This is a genomic window from Xanthomonas sp. NCPPB 1067, from assembly GCF_020783795.1.
Classification (GTDB): domain Bacteria; phylum Pseudomonadota; class Gammaproteobacteria; order Xanthomonadales; family Xanthomonadaceae; genus Xanthomonas; species Xanthomonas melonis.
Genome location: NZ_JAJGQG010000001.1, coordinates 114550 through 132422 on the forward strand (window position 1 = coordinate 114550; position 17873 = coordinate 132422).

Genomic DNA, 17873 nt, shown 5'->3' on the forward strand with positions numbered 1-17873 from the left:
TCGCCAATCGCTTACATCGGCACGTCAATCCGCCCCCCAGCCGATCAAACCCCAGAAATGTAGTCGAACGATGACATCAATCAAATATCATCGTTCGCCGACATCAAGCCGTCTGCACCACGTGCAACGCCTTCGGATTGCGCCACTGCGCCAGCAGCGCGGCTTCGCGTGCCTTGGCTTCCTGCAGGTGCGCATGCTTGACATGGCCGTAGCCACGGATGTGTTCCGGAATGCTGGCGATCTGCGCGGCCAGGCCCACGTTGTCGGCATCCAGGCGTTCCAGCAACAGCTCCACCGTGGCGAGGTACTCGACGATCAACTGGCGTTCGCCGCGCCGCTCGGCGGTGTAGCCGAACACGTCGAGCTTGCCACCGCGCAGGAACTTCAGCCGTGCCAGCAGCTTGAAGGCAGTGAACATCCATGGCCCGTATTCGCGCTTGATCAGATTGCCATGCGCGTCCTTCTTCGCCAGCAACGGCGGCGCCAGATGGAAGCGCAGCGTGTAGTCGCCTTCGAACTGCTGCTGCAACCGGCGCTGGAAATCGCCGCGCGTGTAGAGCCGCGCCACTTCGTATTCGTCCTTGTAGGCCATCAGCTTGAAGGCGTAACGGGCGACCGCTTCGGTCAGCGCGCTGCTGCCGGGCACGCGTTGCGCCTCGTGGCTGCGCACGCGCTCGATCAACGCGCGGTAACGCTGCGCGTAGGCCGCATCCTGATAGTCGGTCAGAAACGCGACGCGACGCGCGATGGCCTCGTCCAGCGAGTGCGCCAGCTGCTCGTCGTCGAGCGGAGCGGCCGGTGCAGCGACGTCGCCATGCAGCGTGCCGCCATCGGTCTGCGGCAACGCGCGCGGTGCGCTCTGGCCGCTGAGATCGTGCTCCTCCCAACTCCCCGGCGCACGTGCCGCGGGCGTATCGCCGTGCAGGTGTGCCGGCATGCCGGCGCCAGCCATGCCCGCGGCGCGTTGCACTGCCGGCAGATCGATCGCCGCCAGGCGGCCCCAGGCGAAGGCCTGCCGGTTCATTGCAATGGCGGCGCCATTGAGCTCGATCGCACGCATCAGCGCCGCATGCGACAACGGCACCAATCCGTGTTGCCAGGCATAGCCCAGCACGAACAGGTTGCTGGCGATGGCATCGCCCAGCAGGGCGGTGGCCAGTTGCGTGGCATCCAGCAGCAACGGCTCGCGCCCACCCAGTGCGGTACGCACGCCGGCGATGATCTGCGCGGCGGGGAACTGCAGGTCCGGCTGGGTGGTGAACGTGCCCGGCATCGCCTCATAGGTGTTGAGCACCACCTGGGTACGGCCGTCGCGCACCTTGGACAAGGCCCAGTAATCGTTGACCACCACCATGTCGCAACCCAGCACCAGATCCGCTTCGCCGGCAGCGATGCGCACCGCGTGGATATCGTCGGGCCGGCGGGCGATACGGATATGCGTGGTCACCGCGCCGCCTTTCTGCGCCAGGCCGGTCTGGTCCAGCACCGTGGCGCCCTTGCCCTCCAGATGCCCTGCCATGCCCAGCAAGGCGCCGATGGTCACCACGCCGGTACCGCCGACGCCGGTGATCAGGATGTTCCAGGGTTGTTCCAGCGTCGTGCGTTGTGGCGGCGCAGGCAGTGCCTCCAGCAATGCGCTGGCGTCGCGTTGCTTGCCCTTGCGTGGCACACCGCCATGCACGGTGACGAAGCTCGGGCAAAAGCCCGAAACGCAGGAATAGTCCTTGTTGCAGTTGGACTGGTCGATCTGGCGCTTGCGCCCGAACTCGGTCTCCTTCGGCAGCACCGATACGCAGAAACTCTTCTCGCCGCAGTCGCCACAGCCTTCGCACACCAGCGAGTTGATCATCACCCGCTGGGGCGGGTCGATGAGCTTGCCGCGCTTGCGGCGGCGGCGCTTTTCGGTGGCGCAGGTCTGGTCGAAGATCAGGATCGACACGCCCTTGACGGTGCGCAGATGCTGCTGCACCGCGTCCAGTTCGCCACGATCATGAAATGCGACCTCGGCAGGAAAAAGGTCGCGTCGCCGCGTCCACTTGCCGATGTCGTCGCTGACCACCACGATCTCGTGGATGCCTTCGGCACGCAGCTGGTGGGCGATATCGGGCACGGTGAGCGTGCCGTCCACCGGCTGCCCGCCGGTCATCGCCACCGCATCGTTGTAGAGGATCTTGTAGGTGATGTTGACGCCGGTGGCCACCGACTGCCGGATCGCCAGCGAGCCGCTGTGGAAATAGGTGCCGTCGCCCAGGTTCTGGAACACGTGCGGCGTGTCGGTGAACGGCGCCTGCCCCGACCACGTCACCCCTTCGCCGCCCATGTGGGTGAAGGTGTCGGTGGCGCGATTCATCCACGTCACCATGTAATGGCAGCCGATGCCGCCCAGCGCACGCGAACCCTCCGGTACCGCGGTGGAGGTGTTGTGCGGGCAGCCGGAGCAGTAATGCGGCACGCGCGGGAACTGCGCCCGTGGCAGCGCCATCTCCGCTTCCTTGGCTTCCATCCAGCGCAAGCGCTGCTCGATCGATTCGGTATTGACCGTGCTCGTCTGCAGCAGGCGCAGGATGCGCTTGCCGATCACCGCGGCAATGGTGGCCGGGGTCAGCTCGCCGGTGGAGGGCAGGATCCAGGCGCCTTGCTCGTCGTACTTGCCGACGATGCTCGGCCGCGCGCCCGCGCTGGCTGGCCAGTTGTAGAACAGCTCCTTCATCTGGCGCTCGATGAAGGCCTTCTTCTCTTCCACCACCACGATATCTTGCAGCCCGCGCGCGAACGCGCCGATGCCCAGCGGTTCCAGCGGCCAGGTCATGCCGACCTTGTAGACGCGGATGCCGATCTGCGCGCAGGCGCGCGCATCCAGGCCCAGGTATTCCAGTGCCTGCAACACGTCCAGGTAGCTCTTGCCGGTGGTGACGATGCCCAGCCGTGCCTGCGGGCAATCCAGCACCACCTTGTCGATGCCGTTGGCGCGTGCGAATGCCTGCGCGGCCGCCACCGCATAGCGATGCAGGCGCATTTCCTGATCCACCGGCGGGTCCGGCCAGCGGATGCTCAAACCGCCCGGTGGCAGCGCGAAGTCCTCCGGCAGCACGATGCTGCGCGCGAACGGATTCACCTCGACCGACGCGGAGGACTCCACCGTCTCGGCGATGGTCTTGAAGCCGATCCAGCGCCCGGTGTAGCGGCTCATCGCCCAGCCCAGCAGGCCCATCTCCAGGATGTCCTGGACCCCGGCCGGATTGAGGATGGGCATCATCGCGCTGACGAATTCGTCTTCCGACCCGTGCGGCAGGGTCGAGCTGCGGCAGGCGTGGTCGTCGGCCGCCAGCGCCAGCACGCCGCCAAACGGCGAGGTGCCGGCGGCATTGCCGTGCTTGAACACGTCGCCGCTGCGGTCCACGCCCGGCCCTTTGCCGTACCACATGCCGTACACGCCCTGCACTTTCGCGCCGGGGAACAGGTTGGTCTGCTGGGTGCCCCAGACCATGGTGGCGGCCAGGTCCTCGTTGAGGCCGGGTGTGAAGGTCACCCGGGACGCCTCCAGATGCTTGCGTGCGCGCCACAACTCCAGGTCCAGCCCGCCCAGCGGGCTGCCGCGGTAGCCGCTGACGAAGCCGGCGGTGTCCAGGCCGGCGGCCTGATCGCGCAGACGCTGCATCAAGGGCAGCCGCACCAGCGCCTGCACGCCCGACAGATAGATGCGGCCATCGGCGCGCGTGTACTTATGTTCCAGCGTGTAGTCCGCATCCACTCGGCCGAGCTCCGGCGTGTTGGCAGAGTCGGGAGAGGAAAGTGCAGCGGTACTGGTCATGGCGTGCCCGGAAAGGGTGGCTGGGACCTTGAACGTGTCATCTGAAACTGCATGACCCGCCTGACGGTTCCAAAAACGGCATCGGCAAGTGTACCAGCCAGCCTTCACCCGCCTGGCCGGTTTGCGGATGCACAGCCGCCGCGCTGCGGTTAGGATGGGAGCGGGAAGGGTCGTTTGCTGTCAGGGGAAAACACAGTGAAAAGGAAATACGCATGGGCCGCCCTGGCCCTGCTCGGGGGCGTGTGGTCGTTGGCGCAGGCGCAAACTCTGCCCAAGCCCAAGGAGTTCTATTTCGACGAAGACCGCGCCACGACCAAGCCGGTGGTGGCGGTGCAGGGGCAGGGCGATGCCGTCGTCGATCGGCTGGCCACCATGGTGCAGCGTGACGCACGTGCGGCCGAACCGCGCGCGCAGCTGGCCTCGCTGGCCTACGCCGGTGGGCGAACGCAGCTGGGCGACGAGCTCTACCAGGGGGCGTTGGGGCTGGTCTCCAATGGCAGCCAGCAATACCGTGCCATTACCTGGAACTACGGCTGGGACCTGTTGCGCGCCGACAAGCCGGACAAGGCGCTGCAGCAGTGGGCCAACCTGGCCAACGGCCGGCCGGCCACGCCGCAATGGTTGCCCACCGCCGCCGCATTGGCGCTGTGGCGCGCCGGGCGCAAGCAGGAGGCGACCGAATGGTATGCCGCCGCGGTGCGCACCTGGCCGGATCGCTGGAGCAGTACCGCCAACTACGCCAGCCTGCTGCCGGACTGGCGCGACGCAGAGCGGGCCAGCCTCGCCGAGGTCCATGCGGCCTGGCAGGCCAACCCACCAGCGTTTCCGTAAGCGCCGCGCCGCGCTGCGGGGATGTCCTGCAGCGCGGGTCGTGCAGTGCTGAGGCTGGGCCAGGCACGCTCTGCCGATCAACCAGGCTCGATCTGGTGCGCCGGCAGGCCGCTTACCTGAAACGAGGACGCGTAACCTCGATTCCGCCAGCTCGTCGAAAGGTTCTACCGGGTCTGTACGCCTGAGTGGAACGATGGCTGAGCGCGTTGCTGTCCGAGGTTGCGAGGTCGCAAAGCGCTTGGCCTGTGGCTTGGCTGCAGGCCCTTGCCCGCCCACCATCGCAGGACACGCCGCAAGTACGTCCGTGCAGGCTCTTACGCGGCCTCCATGCCGCGTAAGGTCCCGCGACGGTAAGCGGGCAAGGACCAGTCGCGTTGGTCGGTGCGCGTGGTTCAACAAGCGGCCCGCAGACCACGGGCGCGGTCCTCGTCTTAAATAAAACCACCAGCCAACCGTCTGGTGTGGTGTCCTCGCCGCTTGGGCATGGATGCCGCATCGAGCCCATGGACGGGTCACGGCGTGTCCCGCGGGGAGCGGCGAGGGGCCCGTGCCGTCGCATGCTGGCTTCCGCCGATGGAAACAATGCCGCAATTGCGGCTTCGAGGTGATCGAAACTCGGTGGCGTGCGCCGCGCATCCGTCAAGCAACGCATCCACCGCTGCGCACACCGCGCGCCATGCGATCCTGTGCATCGCTTTCCCACGGACACGATCACCCCATGGCGGTGGATGCATTTGCCTTGATCCTGGCGATGTTGGGCCTGGGCCTGCTGTTCGCGCGGCTCAAGGTGTTGCCCGAGAACAGTGCCGATGTGCTCAACCGCATCGTGCTGTACATCTGCCTGCCGGCCTCGGTGCTGACCTATGTGCCGCGGCTGCACCTGGACGCCTCGTTGGGCGGGGTGATCGCCACCCCGTGGCTGCTGACCGCGCTCATCGTGCCGTTGCTGTGGGGCTGCAGCCGCCTGCTGCGGGTCGGCCGTAGCGAATACGCCGCGCTGCTGATGTGCGTGGTGTTCACCAACTCCAGCTTCATCGGGTTCCCGATGGTACGCGCGCTGCTGGGCGACCAGGCGTTGCCGTACGCGGTGGTCTACGACCAGTTCGGTACCTTCGTGCTGCTGTCCACCTTCGGCCTGTACGTATTGGCGCGCTACAGCGGCGATCGCCCGCCGACCACCAGGACGATCCTGGGCCGGGTGTTGCGATTCCCGCCCTTGTGGGCACTGCTGTTCGCGCTGACCCTGATGCCCGAGCAGCCCCCGGCCTGGATCGGGTCCGGTCTGAAGAGCCTGGCCGATGCCATGCTGCCGCTGGTGATGCTGGCGGTGGGCTTTTCACTGCAACTGCGCCTGCCGGCCGACGAACTCAAGCCGCTGGCGCTGGGCCTTGCGTTCAAGCTGGTTGTCATGCCGATCCTCGCGCTGCCGCTGTCGTGGGCGCTCGGCCTGCATGGCCTGATGCTGCAGACCAATGTGCTCGAATCGGCCATGCCCAGCATGATCACCGCCGCCGCGCTGGCCATCTCGCATCGTCTGGCGCCGCGTTTGGCCGCGGCCATGGTCGGCTACAGCATCCTGTTGTCGTTGCTGACCCTGCCTGCATGGGCCTGGCTGCTGGCGCAACTGGCCGGATGAGCCCAGGCGCGCCTGGGCGTACCCGCTGGACGGCTGGCCAGTCCAGGCGCATGCGCTGGCGGGCAGGCCGTGTTGCGTCGCGATGCCTGCCTGGCCCCATCTGCGGGGTACGCCTGCAGCGGACGATGTGCGGCAGTCCCCAGCGGTGATCGCCTGGGGTTCCCGCAGCCCCGCTGCCGCGCCTGGCGTTTTAACGCGTTTCGACTACCTCCTCACCTTGTCGCGGTGTACGCTGCCGGCTTGCTCCCGGAAGCGAGGCGTGCATGAAGACAGTTCTGGTGGCCGCCTCCAAGGGCGGCGTCGGCAAGACCACGATCGCCACCAATCTGGCCGCCTATGCGGCGCTGCAGGGCCAGCGCACGGTGCTGGCCGATGCCGACCCGCAGGGCTCGTCGACGCGGTGGGCGCAGCGGCGCGCCAGCCTGGACAGCGCCGTCCTGCCCATCGATGCCACCAAACGCCGCAACTGGCAGGCGGCCGTACCCGAGGGCACCGATCAACTGGTCATCGATGCACCCGCCGGTGCGATGGCCGACGATCTGGGCGGGTTTCTGGACCATGTCGACGCCGTCGTGGTGCCGGTGTTGTCCTCGGCGCTGGATATCGAAGCAGTGGTCGGCTTCCTCAACACCCTGGCCAAGGTGCCGCGCGTGCATCAGCGCAAGCTGCCGGTGGGTCTGGTGCTCAACCGCGCCCGCCCGTGGACCCAGACCTCGCAACAGGCCGCCGACATGATCGGCAGCTGGCCATATCCGCTGGTGACGCAGCTGCGCGACACGCAGGCCTACGTGGTCATGGCCGGACTGGGCCGCAGCCTCTTCGACTATCGCTCGGCGCAGGTGCGCGACCATCAACAGGACTGGGAGCCATTGCTGAAATGGCTCAAGAAGTCCTAGAACCGGAAAGTTTCCAATGCGCGAATTGATCTTGTTGCGACATGCCCATGCCGAGCCGGCCGACACCGGTCAGGCCGATCTGGATCGCCCGTTATCCCCGCACGGCATCGCCGAGGCCGAAGCGGCCGGGCGTTGGCTGCGCGAGCAACGGCTGGTCCCCGACCGCGTGCTGTGCTCGCCGGCCAGGCGCGCCCGCGAGACGCTGGAGGCGGTACTCGAACTCACCGGCTACATCGAACAGCGCCTGGACGAGCGCATCTACGAGGCGACGCCCGGCACCCTGGCCAGCCTGGTGGACGAGCATCGCGATGCCGAGCGCCTGCTGCTGGTGGGGCACAACCCCGGGCTGGAACGCCTGGCGGCGCTGATGCACAGCGGCCAGACCGGCGATTACCGTGGCATGCCCACCGCCTCGATCGCGTTGCTGGCACTGCCGCTGGAAGCCACCATCGAGCCGGGCATCGCCCGTCTGACTGCCTTCTGGTGGCCCTGATCCGTGTCATCGTCGTTGCGCTGGTACGCCTGGCTCGCGCTCTGGGTCACGCTGCCCTGCCTGGCGCAGCAGAAGGTGCATTCCATCGACCCGGCGCAATCGCGCTTCGGCTTCGAGATCAGAACCCGCTTCGGCATGAAGATCGAAGGGATTTTCCCGCGCTTTCGCGGTGAAGTGGTCGAGCTGCCCGACAAGCGTCAGCAGGTGCGGTTCCGGCTGGACGCCACCCAGGTGGAGATCCCGGGCAAGGACCGCTACACCGGCTGGATGCGGGGCGAGGACTTCTTCGACGTGGCGCGCTATCCGGTGGTGGAATTCGAATCGCTGCCGTACACCGACGACGCGATCAAGGACGGTGGCGACATCACCGGCAACCTGACCATTCGCGGAATCACCCACATGGAGACGCTGCATGTGGCGCCCGCCGAATGCGCGCGGCCGGGCTATGATTGCGAGGTGATCAGCCGAGGTACGGTGCTGCGTGGACGTTATGGAATGAATGCGTGGCAGATGGCCCTGGGCGACAGGGTGACGTTCATTCTGCGTGGGCGCCTGCAGGAGGCAAGGCGCCCGTGAAGTTGCTGTTGAAGGGCTTCGTGCTGGCAACGCTGTTGCTCGGCACCGGATGCGCCGGCCTGTCGAACATCGAACGCAACCGTGCCGCCGGCGTGGCCGCCGCCGCGCGCAGTACCGTGGTGGAGTGCAGCCAGGCCAACCACTGCGCCCAGCCGTCGCCGCTGCGCGCGTTGGGGGGCGAGGCCATCACCGCCTCTACCCCGACGGTGCCGCGGCATTACGCCACCATCCTCGATCACGGCGAGCAATCGCTGGTGGCCCGGCTCAACCTGATCCGCAGCGCCACCCGCAGCATCGATCTGCAGACCTACATCTTCGACAAGGACGACAGCGCGCGCATGGTGCTGGACGCCTTGGTCGATGCCGCCAGGCGTGGCGTCAAGGTGCGCATCCTGATCGACCAGCTGTCGGCGATCGCCGATCTGCAGATTCTCGGTGCGCTCGCCGGCAGCCATGAAAACCTGCAGCTGCGTATCTACAACCCCACCTTCGGCAAGGTCAAACTCAATTACTTCGATTACGCCGGCAGCGTGCTGTGCTGTTTCCGGCGTTTCAACCAACGCATGCACAACAAGCTGCTGGTGGTGGACGATGTGCTGGGCGTGGTCGGTGGGCGCAACTACCAGGACGACTATTACGACTGGGACAGCGAATACAACTTCCGCGACCGCGACGTGATCCTGGCGGGGCCGGAAGTGCGCGCGATGGCGGCCAATTTCGATGCGTTCTGGCGTGCACGGCGCAGCATCCCGGCCGAGCGTCTGAACGATGTGGGCCGGCTGCTGCTGGAGCAGGGCGTGCCGCCGATGCCGTCGGCACAGTTCCGGCGCCCCGAACGGGTGGCACGGGTGGACCGGGAGGCGCGCGATCCGCAGTTCGTGCGCGATGTCTTCGTCACCCCGGCCATGCCGGTGCGGCGGGTGCTGTACGTGGCCGACCTGCCGCAGAAGCACCGCAGGGAACCTGCCTCCAAGGCGGTGTCCACCGCCCCGGAACTGGACAGCCTGATCGCCGGCGCGCAGCAGGAAGTGCTGCTGCAGACGCCGTACCTGGTGCTGTCCGACGAGGCGCAGGCCATCTTCCGTCAATTGCGCCAACGCCCGCAGCCGCCGCGCATCGTGGTGTCCACCAACAGCCTGGCCGCAACCGACAACCCCATCGTCTATGCGTTGTCGTACAAGTTCAAACGCCGCAACCTGCGCGAGCTGGGTTTCAATGTGTACGAATTCAAGCCGTTTCCGCTGGATGCGCCGGTGGACTACGCCAACCTGCTGCCGGATCCGCTCAATCCCGATGCCGCCAGCGACGATGACGAGCGCGGCACCCGCCTGATCGGCGGCAGCGCGGCCGGCAACGCGGTGCGCGGCAGCGGCGGCGCCAGCGGCACTGGTAGCGCGCAGAGCGCGCCGGCCAGCGCTCTGCGCGGCAGCAGCGGCAGTGGCCGTGCGCCCGGCGGCAGCGAGGTCGATCGCCGCGTATTGCGCACCGAAACGCGCCCCTCGTTCCTGGGCACCCGTGCGGTCAACAAACCGCTGCCGGTGACCCGGGCCGGCGCGCGCATGGGCTTGCATGCCAAGTCGCTGGTGGTGGACCGCCGCATCGGCGTGATCGGCACGCACAACTTCGATCCGCGCAGCGAGAACTACAACACCGAGGCGGCGGTGGTGATCGACGATGTGCGCTTTGCGCAGGCGCTGGCGGCCAGCATCGAACGCGACATCGGCCCGGAGAACGCCTGGACGGTGGCGCCGCGCGAAAAGCCGCCGCTGCTGAGCGGCTTGAACTACAGCGTGGGCAAGGTGTCCGAGGCGCTGCCGGTGCTGGACTTCTGGCCATGGCGCTACGCCACCAACTACGAGTTCCAGCCTGGCCCCGGCTGCCCGTTCCCGCTCAAGCGGCAGGACCCGCAGTTCCGGCAGTGCTATGTCGCCGTGGGCGATTTCCCCGAGGTCAACGTGGGACCGAAGTGGCTGCTGGTGCGCATGCTCACCGCCTTCGGTGCCGGTCTGGTGCCGATACTCTGAGCACCGCGCGGTCGGCCGCGTACACCGGCGCCGCATGCAGCACCGGGACCCGCACCACCCGGGATTGAAGACGACCGCGGGTCGTCGGGTCCGATTCCGCCAGCGTCCGACAAGCAACGACCCCGCTCGGCCTGTTACCGTCCTGGCGTGAACCACCCCGTGGCTGCATTGCATCAGGCCCCGGCCCCGCAACCGCTGTTGCGATTCCCAATCCCCAATCCCCAGCCCATGACCTTCCGCGAACCCGTCGACCTCGCCGCCCTCAACGCCAGCAGCCGCAACACCCTGATCGAACATCTAGGCATCGTGTTCACCGATGCCGGCGACGATTGGCTGCGCGCCACCATGCCGGTGGATGCGCGCACCCGACAGCCCTACGGCCTGTTGCACGGTGGCGCATCGGTGGTGCTGGCAGAGACCCTGGGCAGCAGCGCCGGCAATCTGTGCGTGGATATGCGCAGCCAGATCTGCGTGGGGCTGGAGATCAATGCCAACCACCTGCGTGCCGCCACCCAGGGCCTGGTCACCGGCACCGCGCACGCCGTGCACGTGGGGCGCAGCACCCAGGTCTGGGACATCGTCATCGAGAATCCGGCCGGGAAACGGGTCTGCGTGTCGCGCCTGACGCTGGCCGTGGTGGCGCGCAGCGATGGTTGAGTGCGCCCGGCAAGCGCATGGGTGGAACAGCGCCGTGCGCGGCCGGCACTGCACCGCGGCCAAGCTGCTGTCACAATAGCCGTGCCTCCTTCCCCTGTTACCGGTCCCGTTGGTCGAATGAGCGAGTCATCCCTGGACGCCACGCGCGATGCTGGCGGTGTGCTGCGCTGGTTCCGGTACCTGTATCGGGTACCACTGTTGTTGCTGCACCTGAGCCTGTGCCTGCCGGTCACCATGCTGTGCGTGGTGGCGCCGCCGCTGGCGCGCATCCGCATCGGCCGCGACGACACGCTGGAATACGTGATGATCCGCTGGTGGCAGGGCAACCTGATGCGCATCTTCGGCTTCCGCCTGCGCCGTTTCGGCAAGCCGCTGCCCGGCCCCACCTTGTTCGTGGCCAACCATGTCAGCTGGGTGGATATCCCGATGCTGCACAGCCAGCGCGTGATGGGCTTCGTGGCCAAGCGCGAGATCGCCGGATGGCCTCTGGTGGGGTGGCTGGCGGCCAAGGGCCAGACCATCTTCCATCAGCGCGGAAATACCGAATCGATGGGCGGGGTGCTGCAGGAAATGCTGCAACGCCTGCGTGGCGGCAGACCGGTCGGCGTGTTTCCGGAAGGACGCACCCGCGGCGGCACCGAGGTGGGACCATTCCACGCGCGCATCTTCCAGGCAGCGGTCGAAGCCGGCGTCCCGGTGCAGCCGGTCGCGCTGCGCTATGGCGTGCGCGGGGATGCACAGGCGGTGGTGGCCTTCGGCGAACGCGAAAGCTTCTTCGCCAACATCGTGCGCCTGCTCGGTGAGCCGCCGCGGCTGGCGGAAGTGCATTTCCTCGAGCCGATCGGGGCATTCGACATCGAGGGGCGTCGCCGTCTGGCCGATACCTCACGGCAACGCATCATCGCCGCGATGGAATCCTGAGCCGACGATGCGCGCGCCCCTGCCTCCCGCGGTCGCCACGGCAGTGCCCGGCCGCACGCGCGCATGAACGCCTCCGATTACCTGCCGCCGCGCTGGCTGCGCAACCCGCATGTGCAATCGGTGCTGGGCAGCAGCGCCCTGCGCCGGATCCGCAGCCGCCAGCTGCTGAGCGCCAGCGGTGCGGTCACCAGCGAGCATATCCTCGATGGCGGCGATGGCGTGCGCCTGCAAGGCTGGCTGAGCGTGCCGCCCGGCGATGCACCGGTGCGCGGCACCGTGCTGCTGCTGCACGGCTGGGAAGGCAGCGCCGATTCCAATTACATGCGGCTGACCGCCGCGCGTTTGCTGGGTCTGGGCTACCAGGTGTTTCGGCTCAACTTCCGCGATCACGGCGGCACGCATCATCTCAATGTGGACCTGTTCCATTCCGATCGCATCGACGAAGTGGTCAATGCGGCGGGCGATCTGTGGCGGCGCTTTCCCGCCCCGCAACTGCTGGCGGCCGGGTATTCGCTGGGCGGCAACTTCGCGCTGCGGCTGGCCCTGCGCGCCCCGGCGGCCGGGCTGCCGCTGGCCCGCGTGGCAGCGGTGTGCCCGTTGCTGGATCCGGCCGCGACCATGACCCAGCTGGAAAAGGGCCCGCAGTTCTACGATTGGTACTTCCGCCGCAAATGGCGCGACTCGTTGCTGCGCAAGCGCAAGCTGTTTCCCGACCAGCACGGTTACGACGATGCCACCCTGGCGCTGGACATGCGCGGACTGATGGCCTGGCTGGCGGTGCAGCACACCGGACACGGCTCGCTGGAAGCGTATTTCGACAGCTATTCGATTGCCGGCGACCGCCTGGCCGGCCTGCAGGTGCCCTCGGACATCCTGATGGCCGAGGACGACCCGGTGATTCCGTACGCAGACTTCGCCGCCTGGCGCCTGCCGACGCACGCGCAGCTGGAGATCGCGCGCTGGGGCGGGCACTGCGGATTCCTGGAAAACGCGCGCGGCGACGGCTTCGCCGAACGCTGGGTGGCCGAGCGGCTGACGGCGGCGCGCTGACCGTGCCGACACGACTTCCGTGGATGGATGCAGTGGTCGGCGTTCTGGCAGTGGTTGTCGTTGCGTGATGATACAGAGCGGCTAACAAGACGACTGCGCAGCCGCCAGGCGGGCGCGGCCGGTGCTCGGAATCGGCATGGATCACCCGTACACGCCAGCCGCAGCAGCGCGCATCGTTACAATAGCGGTTTGTCCGGGACACGCCGCCGCCATGCAAGACGCCATTCTTCAAGCCCTGCGCCGCAACGCGGCCGACGATGCGGTGGCGCTGGCCCGCGAGTGGGCGGCCAGCACACCGGACGATGCGCAGCCGCATCGGTGGTTGGGGCTGGCCCTGCAGCAGCAAGGTCAACCGGCGCTGGCCTTGGCCAGCATCCAGACCGCGCTGACGCTGGCGCCGGAAGACGCTGACCTGCACCTGTTGCATGCTGGGTTGCTGCTGGCCGCGCGCGACCTGTCCGCAGCCGACGCCGCGTTGTCGCGCAGCACCGCGCTGGACCCCAACCAGTTCAACGCCTACGTGATGCAGGCGCATCTGGCGGTGGCGCGCGGCGATCTGGACGAGGCGCAGCGGCTGAGCCGCACCGCCGGGCGGCTGGTGCCGGAGCATCCGCAACTGCTGGCGGTCGATGGCGTGGTGGAGATGCGCCGCGGCCAGGCCGACCGCGCGCTGGCCTTGCTCACCCGCGCGGCGGAACAGTTGCCGGACGACCCGCGGGTGATGTTCGCGCTGGGCTTTGCCTACCTGCAGAAGGAGCATTTCGCCTTCGCCGAGCGCGCGTTCGAGCGCGTGGTCGAGCTCAACCCACCCGGCACCGCCTTGCGCGCCTTCATTGCCCAGCTGGCCCAGCGGCAGGGCCGCCTGGACGATGCGCTGGCCGCGATGGAGGCGGTGCTGGAGCAGCCCGGCGGCGACAGTCCGGCAATGCGCCGGCTGGCCGGCGAGATGGAGTTGCAGGCCGGCCGCCCCGATCAGGCCGCCGCGCACCTGCGCCTGGCGCTGGCGCACTGGCCGTCGGACCGGCGCACCCTGCATGCGCTGCTGACCGCCTGGGAGCGCCTGGGTGCGGTGGATGCCGCGCGCGACACGCTGGATGCGGCGCTGGCCACGTTCAGCGGCTCGCACGACCTGTGGCTGGCCCGGCTGGCAGTGGAACCGGTGGGAGGGCCGCAGGCCCAGGCGGTGATCGAGCGCTGGCTGCTGGCCATGCCCGAGCATCTGCCGGCGCTGGAAGCGTTGATGCGCGTGCACGACATGCAGGGCCATGCCGACGAAGCGGAAATGGTGGCGCGGCAGATCGTGGCAGTGGAGCCCGGCCGCATCAGCGGCGAGCAACGCATCGTCGAGGCCCTGCTCGCGCGCGACCCTCCGGCGGCGATCGCCTGCGTGCAATCGCTGATCGAGTCCTTGCCCGCGCCGCAGCAGACCGTGCTGCGGCCCTGGCTGGGCAATGTGCAGGACCGCGCCGGCCAGCCCGACGCCGCCCTGTCCACCTGGATGCAGTTCCAGCGCGAGCAGGCCCCGCACCGCCTGCCGTTGCCGCCGCAGGCCGCCAGGCAGCCGATGCAGTGGCCCGCGCTGGGGACCATTCCCGACACCGTCACCGCGCGTCCGCTGTTCGTCTGGGGTACCCCCGGTTCGCACGTCGAACGCCTGATCGCGGCGATGGACGCCGCCACGCCGCTGGTGCGCGGCGACCGCTACGGCACCACACCGCCGTCGGACGCGTTGCAGAGCTACCGTACCGTCGAGCAGCTGGCTTCCGGCGAACTGGCCCCATTGGCGCTGGTGGAAGGCTGGAAGGCGCAGCTGCCGCGCCGCGCCATCGACGATGGCAATGTCATCGACTGGCTGCTGTGGTGGGACAACAGCCTGCTTGCCGCACTGCGCCCGCACCTGCCCGAGGGCCGGCTGGCGATCGCATTGCGCGACCCGCGCGACATGCTGCTGGACTGGCTGTCGGCCGGTGCGCCGGCACCGCTGGCAGTGGAGTCGCCGCAGCAGGCCACCGACTGGCTGCTGGTCGCGCTGGAGCAACTGGCGGTGCTGCACGAGCGCGATCTGTACCCGCACCGGATCATCCGGCTCGACGGCATCGAAAGCGACCCGCAAGGCATCTCCAACGCATTGCAGCAGGCGTTCGGGCTGAGCTTCCCGTTGATCGAACCGCGCGGACCGGCACGGCTGGCAGCCGGCCGCTGGCGCGATTATCGCAGCGTGCTGGGTGGTCAATTCGATCAACTCACGCTGATCGCGGTGCGCTTCGGCTACCCGCAGGACTGACGCACGTCGCAGGAGCGGACCCGGCCGCGACGGGCGTTATCGATCACGCATGCGCTCGACCGCGCCAGCCGCGCCACACACGGTTCCATGACGGCGACTTCCGCTGCTGCCCCAATCCAGGCACGCTGGGGCACCTCGCTCCATGGAGACCTTGCATGCGTCTGACCAGTACCAGCATCGAAAACGGCAAGCCGATCGCGGTGGAATTCGCTGCCGGCACCCCGGACGGCTTCGCGCCCAATCGCAACCCGCACCTGGCCTGGAGCGATGCGCCCGGCGGGACCCGGTCGTTCGCGCTGCTGTGCCTGGACCCGGATGTGCCAACGGTGCCGGACACCGTGGGGCGGACGGATCTGCAGATCCCGGTCGAACAACCACGCACCGATTTCGTGCATTGGGCCATGGCCGATATCCCCGCGACCGTGCACACCATTGCGCCAGGCAGTTGCAGCGAGGGGTTCGTCGCCAAGGGAAAGCGGCAACCCGCCGGCCCGGCTGGCGCGCGCCAGGGCCTGAATTCCTATACACAATGGTTCGCCGGCAATCCCGACATGGCCGGCGACTACCTGGGCTACGACGGCCCCTATCCGCCGTTCAACGACCTGCGCATGCACCGCTATTTCTTCCGCGTGTTCGCGCTGGATGTGGCGCAGCTGCCGTTGCCGACGCCATTCACCGCGGCCGATCTGCTGACCGCGATGCAGGGCCACGTGCTCGCCGAGGCCGCGCTGCACGGCACCTATACGCTGAACCCATCGCTGCGCTGAGCACAGATCAGCACCACCGCATCGGCTGCATCGGCCGATGCGGCCATGGTGCCGCAAGGCACCCGGGCAAGTTGATCGCGTCGGACGCGCCGACCGCCGAACCACGCCTGCAACGCTCAGCGAATCCCGAATCCCGAATCCCAAGCTACCCACTCGCCTCGATCATCTGCTGCAGTACATACACCGGCGCACCCCCGCTGTCGGGAGCGGCAGGATAACGGGTGACGCGCAGCAGGGTGCGTATGCCGGCTTCGTGCTCGAAGCCTTCGATATTGCCGTCCAGCGGTAGCCACGGCCCGGTCGCACGCTGTCCTTGTGTGGTCTGCTCGCGCACCTGCAGGCACGCGCGCGCCGGGTCGGCGGGGCAGGGTATGGTGTCGGCCGCCACTTCCAGCAGCACCGTCTGCCCGGGGCCGCCGTGGCGGCTGTCGGCGGTGGGCGCGCCGCCGAACAGCAGGCGGGTGCCGTCGCTGCGGGCCAGACGCAGCTGCGGTGCGGCCTGGGTGGTGTCCAGCGTCACCGCAAAGCTGCCGGACAACAGCTCGCTGGCCGCCCGTTCCTGCGCCATTTTCCGCGGCTGCGCACACAGCCGCTTGCTGGAGACGACCCGGCCGATCTGCAGCCGCGCAGCGGTCACGCCGTAGCTGGCGCCCAGCGCGTTGCAGGACTGGCTGACCTGGACGCGCTGATCGCCGAACTCCAGTTGCAGTGGCGCGCTGCCGGCGACGAACAAGCTGTTCAGTGCGCTGCCATGCGCATCGCTGGCCTGCCGCAACTGCCAGTGGCGGGCCTGCAGGGCAGCGCGTAGCGCGTTGTCGGCGACCGAGCTGGCCGGCGCTGTCGCTGCAGGCGCCGCAGCCGTCTCCGATCCAGGGCGCACGGCGGCAGGACGGTCGGGCGCGGCACCCGAACCGCAGGCCGTCACACCCACCGCCAGCAGCGCTGGGGCCAAGAACACGGCACGCATGGACAGCTCCCGGTGATCGATGGCTCAGTGATACCGCCGGGCTGCGGCCAGGGCAACCACCGCCGTCACTGCTTGCGCATCCGCTTCGGGCAGTGCGCTCGCAGCCGCGACCGGGCTGCCGCGCGCCAGGGCCTCAGGCCACCGCCGGCAGCCACAGCAGCAAGGCCGCGCCGAGCACGATGCGATACAGCGCAAACACGGTGAAGCGGTGCTTCTTGATGTAGCCCAGCAGCCACTTCACCACCACGAAGCCGGTGATGGTGGCGGCCACGAAGGCCACGGCCACATCGGCCCAGTTCTCGCTGCCGATGCCGCCTTCCTTGTACATCTCCAGCAGCGCATAGCCGCTGGCCGCGAACATGGTCGGAATGCCCACCATGAACACGAAATCCGCCGCCGCCGAGCGCTTGCTCAATCCCAGCAGCATGGCCAGGAAGATTGCCGAGGCCGAGCGCGAGGTTCCCGGGAACACACCGGCCACCACCTGCGCCAGGCCCACGGCAATGGCCACCTTCCAGGTCACCACGTCGCGCTCGGGCAGCTTGCTGGCGAAGTGCTCGGCCACCAGCATCCAGACGCCACCGATCAGCAGCGCCCAGGCCACCGGGTGGATGGTTTCCGGCAGTTGCCAGCCGGCCTTGCGCACGATCAATCCCACCACCGCGGTCACCAGGAAGGCCACGCCGATCTTGAGCACGTAATCGCGGTTGGCGCGTTCTCCCAGGCCGGTCGCCAGCGTCCACAGTTTCTGTCGCAGCGCCAGGCAGATCGCCAGGATCGCGCCGGCCTGGATGACGATGTTGAAGAAGTCCGAGCGGCGTCCGAGCCACTGTTCGGCGATCAGCAGATGGCCGGTGCTGGAGATCGGCAGGAATTCGGTAAGGCCTTCGAGAATGCCAAGCAGCAGGGCGGAGATGAGGTCGGACATCGGACGGGGACAGGTGCGGGGGAGGCGAGAGG

At 68.1% G+C, this 17873-nt stretch carries 14 protein-coding genes; 11 read left to right on the forward strand and 3 right to left on the reverse strand.

All coding sequences use genetic code 11. The features are described from left to right. Positions 1-103: 103 nt before the first annotated feature. Positions 104-3811, reverse strand: a complete 3708-nt coding sequence (locus tag LL962_RS00455; RefSeq protein ID WP_228315489.1) for an indolepyruvate ferredoxin oxidoreductase family protein — start codon at positions 3809-3811, stop codon at positions 104-106. Between the two features lie 195 nt (positions 3812-4006). Here LL962_RS00455 and LL962_RS00460 point away from each other — a divergent pair, with 195 nt between their 5' ends. The 11 genes from LL962_RS00460 (at position 4007) to LL962_RS00510 (ending at position 15946) form a co-directional block, all read left to right on the forward strand. Next, positions 4007-4642: a tetratricopeptide repeat protein gene (locus tag LL962_RS00460; RefSeq protein ID WP_104588507.1), complete on the forward strand. Its 636-nt coding sequence runs from the start codon at positions 4007-4009 to the stop codon at positions 4640-4642. 718 nt (positions 4643-5360) lie between these two features. Continuing rightward, entirely contained in the window at positions 5361-6278 is a 918-nt protein-coding gene (locus tag LL962_RS00465) for an AEC family transporter (RefSeq protein ID WP_228315490.1), read from the forward strand. Positions 6279-6541: 263 nt separating this feature from the next. Further along, positions 6542-7174, forward strand: a complete 633-nt coding sequence (locus LL962_RS00470) for a ParA family protein (protein WP_104588509.1) — start codon at positions 6542-6544, stop codon at positions 7172-7174. A 16-nt stretch (positions 7175-7190) separates the two neighbouring features. Beyond that, positions 7191-7667: a SixA phosphatase family protein gene (locus tag LL962_RS00475; protein ID WP_228315491.1), complete on the forward strand. Its 477-nt coding sequence runs from the start codon at positions 7191-7193 to the stop codon at positions 7665-7667. A gap of 3 nt (positions 7668-7670) precedes the next feature. Further along, complete coding sequence (locus tag LL962_RS00480; RefSeq protein WP_104588511.1) at positions 7671-8243, forward strand: YceI family protein; 573 nt, start codon at positions 7671-7673, stop codon at positions 8241-8243. Then, positions 8240-10267, forward strand: a complete 2028-nt coding sequence (locus LL962_RS00485) for a phospholipase D-like domain-containing protein (RefSeq protein ID WP_228315492.1) — start codon at positions 8240-8242, stop codon at positions 10265-10267. Before LL962_RS00480 ends, LL962_RS00485 begins: the two co-directional genes overlap by 4 nt. Before the next feature lie 228 nt (positions 10268-10495). After that, the gene (locus LL962_RS00490; RefSeq protein ID WP_228315493.1) at positions 10496-10924 is read left to right on the forward strand and encodes a hotdog fold thioesterase; all 429 of its coding nucleotides are present in this window, start codon (positions 10496-10498) and stop codon (positions 10922-10924) included. Positions 10925-10945: 21 nt separating this feature from the next. After that, positions 10946-11845: a lysophospholipid acyltransferase family protein gene (locus LL962_RS00495; protein ID WP_228315654.1), complete on the forward strand. Its 900-nt coding sequence runs from the start codon at positions 10946-10948 to the stop codon at positions 11843-11845. 63 nt (positions 11846-11908) lie between these two features. Beyond that, on the forward strand, positions 11909-12895 hold the full coding sequence (locus LL962_RS00500; protein ID WP_104588515.1) for a YheT family hydrolase: 987 nt from the start codon (positions 11909-11911) through the stop codon (positions 12893-12895). 211 nt (positions 12896-13106) lie between these two features. After that, positions 13107-15179 carry a tetratricopeptide repeat protein gene (locus tag LL962_RS00505; RefSeq protein WP_228315494.1) on the forward strand — a complete coding sequence of 691 codons (2073 nt, stop codon included), beginning with the start codon at positions 13107-13109 and terminating at the stop codon, positions 15177-15179. A 155-nt stretch (positions 15180-15334) separates the two neighbouring features. Continuing rightward, positions 15335-15946 carry a YbhB/YbcL family Raf kinase inhibitor-like protein gene (locus LL962_RS00510; protein ID WP_228315495.1) on the forward strand — a complete coding sequence of 204 codons (612 nt, stop codon included), beginning with the start codon at positions 15335-15337 and terminating at the stop codon, positions 15944-15946. Positions 15947-16091: 145 nt separating this feature from the next. Here LL962_RS00510 and LL962_RS00515 read toward each other — a convergent pair whose 3' ends face one another. Both LL962_RS00515 and LL962_RS00520 read right to left on the reverse strand, forming a co-directional pair. Next, a complete protein-coding gene (locus LL962_RS00515) occupies positions 16092-16913 on the reverse strand; it encodes an META and DUF4377 domain-containing protein (protein WP_228315496.1) in 822 nt (273 codons plus the stop codon). A gap of 133 nt (positions 16914-17046) precedes the next feature. Next, entirely contained in the window at positions 17047-17841 is a 795-nt protein-coding gene (locus LL962_RS00520) for an undecaprenyl-diphosphate phosphatase (RefSeq protein ID WP_228315497.1), read from the reverse strand. Positions 17842-17873: the final 32 nt, after the last annotated feature.

What these genes read in the sequence shown, in the direction of transcription:
- LL962_RS00455 (WP_228315489.1), bottom strand. Translation starts at nt 3,811, where the DNA reads ATGACCAGTACCGCTGCACTTTCCTCTCCCGACTCTGCCAACACGCCG.
- LL962_RS00465 (WP_228315490.1), top strand. Translation starts at nt 5,361, where the DNA reads ATGGCGGTGGATGCATTTGCCTTGATCCTGGCGATGTTGGGCCTGGGC.
- LL962_RS00470 (WP_104588509.1), top strand. Translation starts at nt 6,542, where the DNA reads ATGAAGACAGTTCTGGTGGCCGCCTCCAAGGGCGGCGTCGGCAAGACC.
- LL962_RS00475 (WP_228315491.1), top strand. Translation starts at nt 7,191, where the DNA reads ATGCGCGAATTGATCTTGTTGCGACATGCCCATGCCGAGCCGGCCGAC.
- LL962_RS00490 (WP_228315493.1), top strand. Translation starts at nt 10,496, where the DNA reads ATGACCTTCCGCGAACCCGTCGACCTCGCCGCCCTCAACGCCAGCAGC.
- LL962_RS00500 (WP_104588515.1), top strand. Translation starts at nt 11,909, where the DNA reads ATGAACGCCTCCGATTACCTGCCGCCGCGCTGGCTGCGCAACCCGCAT.
- LL962_RS00505 (WP_228315494.1), top strand. Translation starts at nt 13,107, where the DNA reads ATGCAAGACGCCATTCTTCAAGCCCTGCGCCGCAACGCGGCCGACGAT.
- LL962_RS00510 (WP_228315495.1), top strand. Translation starts at nt 15,335, where the DNA reads ATGCGTCTGACCAGTACCAGCATCGAAAACGGCAAGCCGATCGCGGTG.
- LL962_RS00515 (WP_228315496.1), bottom strand. Translation starts at nt 16,913, where the DNA reads ATGCGTGCCGTGTTCTTGGCCCCAGCGCTGCTGGCGGTGGGTGTGACG.
- LL962_RS00520 (WP_228315497.1), bottom strand. Translation starts at nt 17,841, where the DNA reads ATGTCCGACCTCATCTCCGCCCTGCTGCTTGGCATTCTCGAAGGCCTT.